Genomic DNA, 12,742 nt, shown 5'->3' on the forward strand with positions numbered 1-12,742 from the left:
GCGTGGATCGGGGCTTCAGGCGGCCTGCGCGTCCGGGCTGGTCGACGGTCATCCACGCATGGCGTGGATCTACTTCATTGTCCGGTAGAGCCACGCCACGCGTGGATCAATGGGCCTTACGCCGCCTGCGCGTCCGGGCTGGTCGACGGTCATCCACGCATGGCGTGGATCTACTTCAGTGTCAGTAGATCCACGCCACGCGTGGATCAGGGCTTCAGGCGGCCTGCGCGTCCGGGCCGGTCAACACGCCGGCATCGGCGTGGCGGAAGCACAGCCGGATGGCGTCGAGCAGCTCGCTCATGTTGTACGGCTTGGGCAGGAAGTGGATGCCATCGCGCAGCTGCGGCAGCACCGCGTGCTGGTCCATGCCCGAGGTGACCAGGATCGGCAGCTGCGGGTACAGGCCGCGCACGTGGTTGGCGGCCTCGATGCCGCTGACCAGGCCCAGGTTGACGTCGGTGAACAGCAGGTCGAAGCGCTCGCCGGCGGCCAGCAGGCCCAGCGCGGCTTCGGCCGAGCTCACGCCCACCACGTGGCAGGCCTGGCTCTCCAGCGCCATGCGGCTCAGCTCGCGGGTCTCCTCGGCGTCCTCGATCAGCAGGACGCGGGGCTCTACGTGGCGCTTGGACAGCAACATGACGCGACAACTCCGGACAGCAATTGGTGAAAAGGCGCGCAAGTATGCTCGACCGTGGGGTGATCCCGGCGTGCAGGGTCGGCTAAGACGGCGTTACAGCACGCAGGGCGGGGCCCCCGCCAACGGTCATGTTGCCGGCCAGTCATCGATGCACAGGTAGAGTCGAATGCTGACCAACAGGAGCCACGCCCATGCAGTGCCCCGTGTGTACCACCCAGACCCTGCAGATGGCCGAGCGCCACGGCATCGAAATCGACTACTGCCCGGGCTGCCGTGGCGTGTGGCTGGATCGTGGGGAGCTGGACAAGATCATCGAGCGTGCCGGCGCTGCAGTGCCGCCGCCGGCCCCGGTGCAGGCCGCGCCGCAGGTTGCGCCGCCGCCGGTGATGCATCGCGATACCCGCCATCTTGGCCAGCGCCAGGATGAAAACCGTGGGCAGTACGGCCACGGTTACAAGAAAAAGAAGAAAGAGAGCTTCCTGTCGGAACTGTTCGACTTCTGACGCTGTTTGTAGAGTCGAGCAAGCTCGACTCTACGGAACAGGTGCAGTCGAGCAAGCTCGACTCTACGGAACAGGTGCAGTCGAGCAAGCTCGACTCTACGGAACAGGTGCAGTCGAGCAAGCTCGACTCTACGGGCGGCGCAGGATGAACTCGCGGTCCAGCGTGCTGCCGACGATGAAGTCGTACTCGCCGGCCTTCTCGCAGCCGTAGCGCGCGTAGAAGCGCTGCGCGGCGAAGTTCTCTTCCCACACGCCCACCCACAGGGTGCGGTGCCGGGGCTGGTCCAGCCAGGCGATGAACGCATCCATCAGGCGCGCGCCATGGCCGCCGTTCTGGTGGGCGGCGAGGATGTACAGCCGCTTCAGCTCGATGTCGCCCTCGCGTGCATCGGCATGCGGCAGGGTGTTGGCACCGGCGGCCAGGTAGCCGACCACGTCCGCATGCTCCAGCAGCAGCCAGACCGCGCTGCGCGGGTCGGACAGTTCCTCGCGCTGCGGCGCAATGCCGTAGTGGTCCTGCAGGAACACGTCCAGCTCCTGCGGCGGGTACGAATCACCCCAGGTTTCGGTGTAGGTGGCAATGGCGATGCCCGAAAGCGCTTCGGCATCGGCCAGGGTGGCGCGGCGGATCTGCAGGGACATGGCGGTGTGTGGGATGGAACGCGGCGCAGTGTAGCTGGCCCCGGCAGTTGCCGGGGCCGTGCAGTGCGTCAGAACCACATGCGCACACCGGCCACCCAGCGCGTGTCGCGCGCGTGGTCACCGGCCTGGTCGGCAGCATCGCCGAAACTGCGCTCGTGGCTGATGCCGATGTAGGGCGCGAAGCGGCGGCTGAACTCGTAGCGCAGGCGCAGGCCGGTCTCGACCTTGTTCAGGCCGCGGCCGATGCCATGTTCCGGTTCGTCCTTGGCTGCCAGCGTCGCTTCCACCAGCGGCTGCAGGATCAGCCGGTTGGTCAGCAGCACCTCGTACTCCACTTCGGCCTTGGCCAGCACCTGCCCGCCGGAGCCCAGGTAAAGCGTGGCCGAGCTTTCGAACTTGTACGGCGCCAGGCCCTGGATGCCGATGGCGGCCCAGGTGCGCGAATCGGCCGGGCGGAAATCCTGGCGCACGCCCACCAGCACGTCCCACCACGGCGACACGCTGCGGCCGTACAGCGCTTCCAGCGATGATGACTCGGTACGACTGCCACTGCGTTCGCCCTCGCTGCGCAGCCACAGGCGGTTGATGTTGCCGCCGATCCAGCCGGTGGCCTCCCAGGCCTGGCCGTTTCCGTTCCTGCCGTCCCAGTGTTCCAGGCGATCGATCAGCAGCAGGCTGTTGATGTCCGGGGCGTGTTCCATGGCGCCATGGTCGATGGGCGGGAACGCGGCGGCGCGGTCGGCATCGGTGGGCACCGGGATGGGCTCGCGGGGTTCGCTGGGCGCGGGCATGGGCATGTCGTGGCCCATCGCCGAATGGTCCATCTGCGAATGATCCATCGCGCCATGGTCCATGCTCGAATGATCCATCTTCGAGTGGTCCATCGTCGAGTGATCGACCGGCGCCGGTGTGGGCGTGGCCATGTCATGGCCGGCATGCGCGTCATGCGACTGCGCGAACGCAGGCAGGGCAGCGGCCAGGCCCAGGGCCAGCAGGCTGCGGGAGAGGTGACGGCTCATTCTTCGATCCTCACTTCGCGCATCATGCCTGCTTCCATGTGGTACAGCAGGTGGCAGTGGTACGCCCAGCGGCCGAGCGCATCGGCGCGCACGCGGTAACTGCGGCGGGTGCCCGGCGGCATGTCCACGGTGTGCTTGCGCACCTGGAATTCACCCTGTGCGTTTTCCACGTCGCTCCACACGCCGTGCAGGTGGATGGGGTGCTGCATCATGGTGTCGTTGACCAGCACGATGCGCATGCGCTCGCCGTAGTTCAACCGCAGCGGTTCGGCGCTGGCGAAGGGAATGCCGTCAAACGACCAGGCGAACTTTTCCATGTGCCCGGTCAGGTGCAGCTCGATCTCGCGGCTCGGCTCGCGGCCATCGGGGTCTTCGAACAGGCTGTGCATGGCGCCGTAGGTGAGCACCTGGCGGCCGTTGTCGCGCAGGCCGATGCCGGGGTCATCCAGCTTCGGCTCGCTGGCCGAACTCTGCATGTCCACCAGCGGATTGTTGCGTTCGCTGGCGGGGTGCTTCGGTGCCTTGCTGGCGGACGCATCGCCATGGGCGCCGTGGCCCATGCTGGCGCCGCAGCCGCCTTCCATGCTCTTCATCGCGGCCATGTCGTGGCCACCGTGGCCGCCCATATCGTGGCCGCCCATGTCATGGCCCATGTCGCTCATCGTCAGCAGCGGGCGCGGGTCGCGCTGCGGCACCGGTGCCTGCAGGCCATGGCGCACGGCCAGGGTGCCGGCGGCGAAGCCGGTGCGGCCCATGTCCTGGCAGAAAATGGTGAAGGCGTCCTGCCCGGTCGGTTCCACCAGCACATCGAAGGTCTCGGCCGGGGCGATGCGGAATTCATCGATGCTGACCGGGTGGATGTACTGGCCGTCGGCGGCGACCACGGTCATCTTCAGGCCGGGGATGCGCACGTCGAAGTAGGTCATCGAGGCGCCGTTGATGAAGCGCAGCAGCACCTTCTCGCCGCTGCGGAACAGCCCGGTCCAGTTGCCGGCCGGCGCCGTGCCGTTCATCAGGTAGGTATAGGTGTGCGCGTTGACGTCGGAGATGTCGGTGGGCGTCATCCGCATCCGGCCCCACATGCCACGGTCGGCCACGGCGGCCGACCAGCCATCGCGGCGCACGTCGCGCACGAAGTCGGGCAGGGTGCGCTTGTAGTAGTTGTCGTGCTCGGCCAGCTTCTTCATGCGCCGGAACAGCGCGCCCGGATCCATGTCGGTCCAGTCCGAGAGCAGGATCACGTGCTCGCGGTCGTGGTGGTACGGCGCCGGTTCGGCCGGGTCGATGATGAGCGCGCCGTACAGGCCGGCCTGCTCCTGGAACATCGAATGGCTGTGGTACCAGTAGGTGCCCGACTGCCTCAGCTGGAAGTGGTAGTGGTAGGTCTCGCCGGGGCCGATGCCGTTGAAGCTGAGGCCGGGCACGCCGTCCATGTTGGCCGGCAGCAGGATGCCGTGCCAGTGGATGGAGGTGGGGTGGCGGTCGAGCGTGTTGCGCACGAACAGGTCTACGGTCTGGCCTTCGCGCCAGCGCAGGATGGGCGCTGGCAGCGAGCCGTTGACGGTGATGGCCGGGCGGGTGCGGCCGGTGAAGTTGGCCAGCGACTCGCCGATGGCCAGCTCGATGCGGGTATCGGTCAGCACGGCGGGCGCGCCGGCCAGGCGCGGGGTGGCGCTGGCCGCGGCAAGCGCGCGCTGCGGCACGCCGATGGCGGTGGCGCCGGCGACCACGCCGCCAGCGGCCAGGCCCTGTACGAACAGGCGGCGCGACGGCATGGGCAGGCCGCCCGGGCCGGGGGGAATGCGGGTATTCATGGGGTGACTCCAGACACGGGAAGGCGCCGGCAGGACGCCGGCAGCGGTACGCGTGGAATCAGCCGATGGGAGGGCGTGAGATGGGCGGCAGCGGCGGTGCCGGGCGGCCAGCGCCGGGCATCGGCTGCGGGGCCAGCGACAGTGCCGGGCCGGCCAGGAACGGCTGCGGCTGCACGGCCAGCAACGGGTGCTGGGCGCAGCTGCGCACGCAGTCCTTGATCTGGCAGTGGGCATCGTGGGCGGGAGCTTCGGCCTGGGGCGCGGGCTCGGCCTTCATGCCAGCGTGGTGATGGCAATCGCCCTCGGCCGCGCCTGCGGCGGCCATGGCGTGCGCCATCTGGCCCGTCTGCTCGTGCCCGCTGGCCATGGCCGCGTTCAGCCCGTTGAGCAACAGGCTGAGCATGAGCACGACGCGGAGCAGGGTCGAGGCGAGGGACATGGGCGTCAATCTAGCGGCAAGCGGCGCGCGATGCACTTCTTGCTGAATGGCGCGTTCAAGGTTGGAGCCGCACCAATGTAGAGCCGAGCCCATGCTCGGCTGCTTCTGCGGCAACGGCAGCCGAGCATGGGCTCGGCTCTACAACGGCATACACCGCATGCGGTAGCGCCGGGCCACGCCCGGCGAGCGCGCAGAACGGCACGGCAGAACGGTCACCCTTCCTCGCGCACGATCTCCACCAGGCGCGGGCCGTAGCGGCTCAGCTTGGTGCCGCCGATGCCGCCGACCCGGGCCAGTTCGTCCAGGCTGGTCGGCCGCTGTTCGGCGATGTTGCGCAGGGTGCTGTCGTGGAAGATCACGAAGGCCGGCACGTTCTGTTCGCGCGCCAGCTCGCCCCGCAGGCCGCGCAGGGCGTTGAACAGGGCCAGGTCCTGCGGCAGCACCGACAGGCCGGTGCGCTGCGCGCTGCGTTCGCGGCCGCCGCTGGTGCTGGCGGCATCGCGGCGCATGCTGACTTGGCGGCGGCCGGTCAGCACGTCACGGCTGGCGTCGGTCAGGCGCAGGCCGCCATGGCCCTCGCTGTCCACTTCCAGCATGCTGGCCGCCACCAGCTGGCGGAACACGCTGCGCCACGTGCGCGCATCCAGGTCGCGGCCGATGGCATAGGTACTCAGCTTGTCGTGGCCCTGCTGCTTGATCTTCTCGTTCTCGCTGCCGCGCAGGATGTCGATCAGGTGGCCGACGCCGAAGCGCTGGCCGCTGCGGTAGACGCAGCTCAGTGCTTTCTGCGCGGGGACGGTGGCATCCCAGGCGGCGGGCGGTGTCAGGCAGTTGTCGCAGTTGCCGCAGGGCTGCGGGTAGGTTTCGCCGAAGCCGGCCAGCAGCACCTGGCGGCGGCACTGCATGGATTCGCAGTAGCCCAGCAGGTGGTCCAGCTTGGACCGCTCCAGCTGCTTGCGTTCCTCGCTGGCCTCGGACTGCTCGATCATCTGCTTGAGCAGCACCACATCGCCCAGGCCGTAGCACAGCCAGGCCTCGGCGGCCTCGCCGTCGCGGCCGGCGCGGCCGGTTTCCTGGTAATAGCCTTCCATCGACTTGGGCAGGTCGGTATGCGCCACGAAGCGCACGTCCGGCTTGTCGATGCCCATGCCGAAGGCGATGGTGGCGCACATGACGATGCCGTCCTCGCGCAGGAAGCGGCGCTGGTTGTTGGCGCGCACTTCCGGCGGCAGGCCGGCGTGGTAGGGCAGGGCATTGAAGCCCTGGCCGCAGAGGAACTCGGCGGTCTCCTCGACCTTGCGCCGTGACATGCAGTAGACGATGCCGGCCTCGCTGCGGTGGCCGCGCAGGAAATCGGTCAGCTGCTTGCGGGCGTTGTCCTTCTGCACCACGGTGTAGCGGATGTTGGGGCGGTCGAAGGAGCTGACGAAGTGCCGTGCCTCGGCCAGGTCCAGGCGCTCGGCGATCTCGCGCTGGGTGGGCGGGTCGGCGGTGGCGGTGAGGGCGATGCGCGGAATATCCGGCCAGCGCTCGTGCAGGACGGTCAGCTGGCGGTACTCGGGGCGGAAATCGTGGCCCCACTGCGACACGCAGTGCGCCTCGTCGATGGCGAACAGGGCGATGTGGCTGCGCGAGAGCAGGGACAGGAAGCGGCCGGTCAGCAGGCGCTCGGGGGCCACATAGAGCATGTCCAGCTCGCCGGCCAGCAGCTCGCGCTCGACGCGGGCGGCGGTTTCGCCATCCAGGGTAGAGTTCAGGTATTCGGCGCGCACGCCGAGCTGGCGCAGGGCTTCGACCTGGTCCTGCATGAGCGCGATGAGCGGGGAGATGACGATGCCGCAACCGTCGCGCAGCAGGGCCGGGACCTGATAGCACAGCGACTTGCCGCCGCCGGTGGGCATGAGGACAAGTGCGTCATGACCGGCAGCCACGTGCTCCACGATGTCCTGCTGGGGACCACGGAAATCGTCGTAACCAAAGACGCGTTGGAGCAGTTCGTGCGCGGGACGGGAAGCCATCCGGCTAGTTTACCCCGGCGGGGGTGTCTCGGCAGGGCTGCGCCCCACCCCTGACAGTTTCATGCGGCTGTTGGTGGGTGCCGACCGTTGGTCGGCACATCTGTCAGATATCGATATCCAACCCCGTGCCGACCAACGGTCGGCACCCACCTTCAGCAGCAGGTTCCGGCGTCCCCTGCCACCGGACCCACCCCGCCAACCCTCAGGAAACCCAGCTTTTGACGTTGATGTTGACGTTGATTCTGCAGGTGCAGGGCTGCAAGCCCTGCCGAAACCCCCTCAACCCTTACTGGAGCAGGGAGCGCAGCATCCAGGCGTACTTCTCGTGGGTCTGCAGGCGCTGGGTCATCAGATCCTCGGTCGGGGCGTCGTCGGCGTCGTCCGCCACATCCAGCACTTCACGCGCCGTACGGCAGACCGCTTCGTTGGCGACCACCAACTGGCGTACCATTTCCCGCCAGTCCGCACTGTCGGTCAGGCCCGGCTCCTCGGCGATCGAGGTCAGCGCAGCAAATTCCCGGTAGGAGCCCGGGGCATTGAAACCCAGCGCACGGATACGCTCGGCCACATCGTCCAGCGCCGCCCACTGCTCGGTGTACTGCGTCTCGAACATCGTGTGCAGCGAGTTGAACATCGAACCGGTCACGTTCCAGTGGAAGTTGTGGGTCTTCAGGTAGAGCGTGAACGCGTCAGCCTGGAACCGCGACAGACCGTCGGCGATCTTCTTGCGGTCGCCCTGGGTGATCCCGATATCGATGTTGGGTGCCGACGGTGCCGCCGCTGCAAGCTTCTGCTTGCCGGTCTTGGGCTTGGTCGTGCTCTTGGTCTTCGCCATGGGGTTCCTCCTTGTGGAATCGTTGGCCTTCACAGTAAATCAGTCTCGATGACTGGTCGCTTTCAAAGTTTTGAACGAACCGATTGATGAACGCTATCGATAAAAATCCGCCGCCCCGCCTGCGCCAACAGCGCGCCGCCATTGACGGCGCCATGAGCCGCGACCGGGGCCGTTTGCTGGGAATGCTCTCGCGTTGCCAGGCCAAGCCGCAGGATGCGGCGCTGGCCGCTACCTTCGAGCAGGCCTTGCAGGCGTCGGTGCAGCGCCGGCAGGTACGGGCGCAACAGCAGCCGGCCATTACTCTGGACCCGCAGCTGCCGATTGCGCGTGAAGCCGAGGCGATCATCGGCCTGATCCGCGACCACCAGGTGGTGGTGATTGCCGGCGAAACCGGCTCGGGCAAGACCACCCAGCTGCCCAAGCTGTGCCTGGCCGCGGGCCGGGGCCAGGCCGGCATGATCGGCTGCACCCAGCCGCGACGGATTGCCGCACGTGCGGTGGCCAGCCGCGTGGCGCAGGAACTGCAGAGCGAACTGGGCCAGCTGGTCGGCTACCAGGTGCGCTTCAACGACAAGGTCAGCGAAGACAGCCGCATCAAGTTCATGACCGACGGCATTTTGCTGGCGGAAATCGCCAGTGACCGCTGGCTGTCGAACTACGACACGATCATCGTCGACGAGGCGCACGAACGCAGCCTCAACATCGACTTCCTGCTGGGCTACCTGAAGCAGCTGCTGCGCAAGCGCCCGGACCTGAAGCTGATCGTCACCTCGGCCACCATCGACACCGAACGCTTCGCCCAGCATTTCGACAATGCGCCGGTGATCAGCGTGGAAGGCCGCACCTTCCCGGTGGAAGTGCGCTACCGCGCGCTGGAAGGCGAGGGCGAAGACCAGGGCGAGCGCACCGTCAACGATGCCATCGTGTCGGCCATCGACGAGATCACCCGCCTGGATTCGCGCGGCGACGTGCTGATCTTCCTGCCCGGCGAACGCGAGATCCGCGACGCGCACCAGTCGCTGGAGCGGCGCAAGTACCGCAACACCGAGGTGCTGCCGCTGTACGCGCGGTTGTCCAACCAGGACCAGGACCGGGTGTTCAACCCCGGCCCGAACCGGCGCATCGTGCTGGCCACGAATGTGGCGGAAACCTCGCTGACGGTGCCGCGCATCCGGTACGTGGTCGACCCGGGCTTTGCCCGCGTCAAGCGCTACAGCCCGCGCAACAAGCTGGACCGCCTGCACATCGAGCCGATCTCGCAGGCCAGTGCCAACCAGCGCAAGGGCCGCTGCGGCCGTATCGCTGAAGGTATCTGCTACCGCCTGTACGCCGAGGCTGATTTCCAGGCGCGTCCGGAGTTCACCGATCCGGAAATCCGCCGCTCCAGCCTGGCCGGGGTGATCCTGCGCATGCTGCAGCTGGGCCTGGGCCGCATCGAGGATTTCCCGTTCCTGGAAGCGCCGGACGAACGTGCGGTGGCCGACGGTTGGCAGCAACTGACCGAGCTGGGCGCGATCGATGCCGAGCGGCGCATGACCACCATCGGCAAGCAGATGGCTCGCCTGCCGGTGGACGTGAAGCTGGCGCGCATGCTGGTGGCCGCGCAGGCCGCCGGCTGCCTGCGGCCGATGCTGGTGATCGCCTCGTTCCTGGGCATCCAAGACCCGCGCGAGCGCCCGCCCGAAGCCCGCGGTGCGGCCGACAGCGCGCATGCGCAGTTCGCCGATGGCCGCTCCGAATTCGTCGGCGTGCTGCGGCTGTGGGATGCCTACCGGCAGGCCCACGAAGACCTGACCCAGTCCAAGCTGCGCGACTGGTGCGGGCGCCACTTCCTCGGTTTCCTGCGCATGCGCGAATGGCGCGAACTGCACCGCCAGCTGCGCCTGCTCTGCGAAGAACTGGGCTGGAAGGAAGAAACCAGCGATGCCTCGATGGCACCGTTGCTGGCCGGCAGCAGTGCGCCGGCGCCGGCGCGTGACGATGCGGCGGCGGTGAAGGCCACCCGTGGCCAGTTGCACCGCGCCGCGCGCCTGGCCCGCGAAGGCAAGGCCGAAGCCGCGCCGGCCCCGGTGGCCGTGCGCGCACAGAAGGAACAGGCCCCCGCCGGGGGCGGTTTCAGCGAACGCGTGCGTGCGGCCGCCTACCAGACGCTGCACCGCGCACTGGTGGCAGGCCTGCCGACGCAGATCGGCCATCGCACCGAGAAGGGCGATTTCCAGGCCCCGCGCCAGCGCCGCTTCCTGCCGTTCCCGGGCTCGACGCTGTCCAAGCGCCCGCCGCCGTGGCTGCTGGTGGCCAACCTGCTGGACACGCAGAAGGTCTGGGGCATGACCCTGGCCGCGATCGAGCCGGACTGGGTGATCGCCGAGCTGCCGCACCTGCTGCTGCGCAAGCACTTCGACCCGCACTGGTCGCGCGCGCAGGGACAGGTGTTGGCCTCCGAGCAGATCAGCCTGTTCGGCCTGGTGCTGGCACCGAAGAAGCCGGTGCACTACGGCCGCATCGAGCCTGGCGAGGCGCATGACATCTTCGTGCGGCAGGCGCTGGTGACCGGCGAGATCAACACCCGCGCCAGCTTCGTGGCCGACAACCAGAAGGTGCTGGAACTGGCCCGCGAGGAAGAGGCCAAGCTGCGCCGTGCCGGCATCGTCGCCGACGAGGACTGGCAGGCGCGCTGGTACCTGGACCGGGTGCCGCCACAGATCCATTCGGCTGCTGGCCTGGATACCTGGTGGAAAGCACTGCCGCCGGAACAGCGCAGGACGCTGCACTGGTCGCTGGTCGACCTGCTGCCCGGCGAAGGCAGCGAGCAGGAGCGTTACCCCAAGTACCTGCCGCTGGGCCAGGCGCGCCTGCCGCTGCATTACCGCTTCGAGCCGGGCGCCGACGACGACGGCGTGACCCTGGATGTGCCGCTGCACCTGCTCAATGCGCTGGACCCGGTGCAGCTGGGCTGGCTGGCGCCGGGCTTCGTGGCCGACAAGGCCTCGGCGCTGATCCGCAGCCTGCCCAAGGCGATGCGCCGCAACTACGTGCCGGCACCGGATTTCGGCCGCGCCTTCTTCGAGGCGTTCCCGCAGCCCAGCGCCGATGCCATCAGCGGTGAACTGGCGCGCTTCCTGTCACGCGCGACCGGTGCGACGGTAAGCGCGCTTGATTTCGAGCCTGGTTCGATCGAGCCGCACCTGCACATGAACCTGCGCCTGCGCGATGAGCACGGCAAGGTGCTGGCGACCTCGCGCGACCTCGATGCGCTGCGTGCGACGTTCGGTGGCCGTGCCGGTGAGGCCTTCGCTGCGCGGGCTGGCCGCGAGATGGCGGCCGATGGGCTGCGCACGTTCCCGGCCACGCCGATTCCGCTGCAGGTACCGGGCGAAGCCGGCGTGCCGGCCTATCCGGCGCTGCTGGACGAGGGTGACAGCGTGGCGCTGCGCATCTTCGCCGACCGCCAGCAGGCACAGGAGGCCCATCCGCTGGGCGTGCGCCGTCTGCTGGAGATCGCCCTGGCCGAGAAAGTGAAGCAGGCGCGCAAGCAGCTGCCGGTCGCGCCCAAGACCGGCCTGCTGTATGCGGCCATCGAATCGCAGGAACGCCTGCGTGGCGACCTCGTTGATGCGGCGATGAACGCCGTGCTGGCCGAAGGGCTGGAGGACATCCGCGACGCGGCCGCCTTCGAGCAGCGTCGCGACCACGCGGCCAAGGCGCTGTTCGGCGAGGCGATGTCGCGGCTGAAACTGGCCGAGACGATCCTGGCCTTGGTGGCGGAGCTGAAGCCGCTGCTGGAAGCACCGCTGATGGGCTGGGCGCGCGGCAACCTGGATGACATGGAAGCGCAGCTGGTGGGCCTGATTCATCCCGGCTTCCTGCGCGATACGCCGGCCGACGCGTTGGCGCAGTACCCGCGCTACCTCAAGGCGATGATCCTGCGCACTGAACGCGCCAAGCGCGATCCGCCACGCGACCAGGCGCGCATGCTGGAACTGACCCCGTTCCTGGATGCGTTGCGCGAAGGCGATACGCGGGGCCTGCGTGAGCGCCCGCAATGGCAGGCGCTGCGCTGGGACCTGGAAGAGCTGCGGGTATCGCTGTTCGCGCAGGAACTGGGTGCCCGTACTGGCATCTCGGCCAAGAAACTGGCACAGCGGGTGACCGCGCTGCGCCAGGCGTGAATCCTGACCTGTAGAGCCGAGCCCACGCTCGGCTGCCTTTCGATGCATCGCAATCAGCCGAGCGTGGGCTCGGCTCTACAGCAAGGTCACGGTGTTATTTGGTGCGGCGCACCTTGGCCTGGGTGTTCACGCCTTCCACCTTCATGTACCACACGCCCATCATGCCGGGCGAGATGCTGACCTTGGGCGACGTGCGGCGCACGCCACTCAGGCTGGTGGCGTCGGTCTGTTCCCACACCTGGCCGTTGTCCAGGGTGTAGATGCGGCCCTTGCCGAAGCCGCGGAACTCGCCCTGCAGCACGCCGGTGACCGGCTCATTGCTGCCGAAATCGAAGAACCCGCGGTTCTTGACGATCACTTCCTGGCGGCCCTCTTCGCGCGCTTCTTCGCGCACGGCGGCCACGGCCTGGGTGGTGGCCGCTTCGACCTTGCCCTGCAGCCAGCGGTTGAGCGTGGCCAGTTCGGCGGCACTGAGCTTGTCCAGGCCGGCGGCCTTGAATTCCTCGTGGCTCATCTGCGTCTGCAGGTCGCCCTCGACAACACGCTGGGCCAGGGCCGGCAACGCGACGGTGCATAGAACGAAAGCAAGGCAGAGCGGGCGCAACAGGCGCAGGGACATGGCGTTTCTCCAGGATGTGGCCCGAGTGTAGAGCAGCCCACGCCAGG

10 protein-coding genes are annotated in these 12,742 nt (G+C 68.1%); 2 read left to right on the forward strand and 8 right to left on the reverse strand.

Annotation, left to right across the window (positions count from 1 at the left end; all coding sequences use genetic code 11):
* Positions 1 to 214 precede the first annotated feature (214 nt).
* On the reverse strand, positions 215 to 637 hold the full coding sequence (locus QMZ26_RS18790) for a response regulator (RefSeq protein ID WP_108747225.1): 423 nt from the start codon (positions 635 to 637) through the stop codon (positions 215 to 217).
* A gap of 191 nt (positions 638 to 828) precedes the next feature.
* On the opposite strand from QMZ26_RS18790, the gene QMZ26_RS18795 reads away from it, so the two are divergent.
* On the forward strand, positions 829 to 1,140 hold the full coding sequence (locus tag QMZ26_RS18795) for a zf-TFIIB domain-containing protein (RefSeq protein WP_116864732.1): 312 nt from the start codon (positions 829 to 831) through the stop codon (positions 1,138 to 1,140).
* A gap of 129 nt (positions 1,141 to 1,269) precedes the next feature.
* Here QMZ26_RS18795 and QMZ26_RS18800 read toward each other — a convergent pair whose 3' ends face one another.
* The 6 genes from QMZ26_RS18800 to QMZ26_RS18825 form a co-directional block, all read right to left on the reverse strand.
* A complete protein-coding gene (locus tag QMZ26_RS18800; RefSeq protein ID WP_283222333.1) occupies positions 1,270 to 1,782 on the reverse strand; it encodes a GNAT family N-acetyltransferase in 513 nt (170 codons plus the stop codon).
* A 68-nt stretch (positions 1,783 to 1,850) separates the two neighbouring features.
* Positions 1,851 to 2,801 (reverse strand): copper resistance protein B, encoded by a 951-nt coding sequence (locus QMZ26_RS18805; RefSeq protein ID WP_283222334.1) that lies wholly within the window; start codon positions 2,799 to 2,801, stop codon positions 1,851 to 1,853.
* Positions 2,798 to 4,615 (reverse strand): copper resistance system multicopper oxidase, encoded by a 1,818-nt coding sequence (locus QMZ26_RS18810; protein ID WP_283222335.1) that lies wholly within the window; start codon positions 4,613 to 4,615, stop codon positions 2,798 to 2,800. Before QMZ26_RS18810 ends, QMZ26_RS18805 begins: the two co-directional genes overlap by 4 nt.
* 58 nt (positions 4,616 to 4,673) lie before the next feature.
* A complete protein-coding gene (locus QMZ26_RS18815) occupies positions 4,674 to 5,054 on the reverse strand; it encodes a CopL family metal-binding regulatory protein (protein ID WP_283222336.1) in 381 nt (126 codons plus the stop codon).
* 212 nt (positions 5,055 to 5,266) lie between these two features.
* On the reverse strand, positions 5,267 to 7,072 hold the full coding sequence (gene recQ / locus QMZ26_RS18820; RefSeq protein WP_283222337.1) for a DNA helicase RecQ: 1,806 nt from the start codon (positions 7,070 to 7,072) through the stop codon (positions 5,267 to 5,269).
* Positions 7,073 to 7,358: 286 nt separating this feature from the next.
* Positions 7,359 to 7,907, reverse strand: a complete 549-nt coding sequence (locus QMZ26_RS18825) for a Dps family protein (RefSeq protein WP_079222875.1) — start codon at positions 7,905 to 7,907, stop codon at positions 7,359 to 7,361.
* Positions 7,908 to 7,993: 86 nt separating this feature from the next.
* Between QMZ26_RS18825 and hrpA the strand changes: the two genes are divergently transcribed.
* Positions 7,994 to 12,076, forward strand: a complete 4,083-nt coding sequence (gene hrpA, locus QMZ26_RS18830; RefSeq protein WP_283222338.1) for an ATP-dependent RNA helicase HrpA — start codon at positions 7,994 to 7,996, stop codon at positions 12,074 to 12,076.
* Positions 12,077 to 12,170: 94 nt separating this feature from the next.
* Here the strand turns inward: hrpA and QMZ26_RS18835 are convergent, their stop codons facing one another.
* The gene (locus QMZ26_RS18835) at positions 12,171 to 12,695 is read right to left on the reverse strand and encodes a hypothetical protein (RefSeq protein ID WP_283222339.1); all 525 of its coding nucleotides are present in this window, start codon (positions 12,693 to 12,695) and stop codon (positions 12,171 to 12,173) included.
* Positions 12,696 to 12,742: the final 47 nt, after the last annotated feature.

Origin of the sequence: Stenotrophomonas sp. PFBMAA-4, assembly GCF_030053215.1 — a bacterium.
GTDB lineage: Bacteria > Pseudomonadota > Gammaproteobacteria > Xanthomonadales > Xanthomonadaceae > Stenotrophomonas.

What these genes read in the sequence shown, in the direction of transcription:
- QMZ26_RS18790 (WP_108747225.1), bottom strand. Translation starts at nt 637, where the DNA reads ATGTTGCTGTCCAAGCGCCACGTAGAGCCCCGCGTCCTGCTGATCGAG.
- recQ (WP_283222337.1), bottom strand. Translation starts at nt 7,072, where the DNA reads ATGGCTTCCCGTCCCGCGCACGAACTGCTCCAACGCGTCTTTGGTTAC.
- QMZ26_RS18805 (WP_283222334.1), bottom strand. Translation starts at nt 2,801, where the DNA reads ATGAGCCGTCACCTCTCCCGCAGCCTGCTGGCCCTGGGCCTGGCCGCT.
- QMZ26_RS18810 (WP_283222335.1), bottom strand. Translation starts at nt 4,615, where the DNA reads ATGAATACCCGCATTCCCCCCGGCCCGGGCGGCCTGCCCATGCCGTCG.
- hrpA (WP_283222338.1), top strand. Translation starts at nt 7,994, where the DNA reads ATGAACGCTATCGATAAAAATCCGCCGCCCCGCCTGCGCCAACAGCGC.
- QMZ26_RS18795 (WP_116864732.1), top strand. Translation starts at nt 829, where the DNA reads ATGCAGTGCCCCGTGTGTACCACCCAGACCCTGCAGATGGCCGAGCGC.
- QMZ26_RS18835 (WP_283222339.1), bottom strand. Translation starts at nt 12,695, where the DNA reads ATGTCCCTGCGCCTGTTGCGCCCGCTCTGCCTTGCTTTCGTTCTATGC.
- QMZ26_RS18800 (WP_283222333.1), bottom strand. Translation starts at nt 1,782, where the DNA reads ATGTCCCTGCAGATCCGCCGCGCCACCCTGGCCGATGCCGAAGCGCTT.
- QMZ26_RS18825 (WP_079222875.1), bottom strand. Translation starts at nt 7,907, where the DNA reads ATGGCGAAGACCAAGAGCACGACCAAGCCCAAGACCGGCAAGCAGAAG.
- QMZ26_RS18815 (WP_283222336.1), bottom strand. Translation starts at nt 5,054, where the DNA reads ATGTCCCTCGCCTCGACCCTGCTCCGCGTCGTGCTCATGCTCAGCCTG.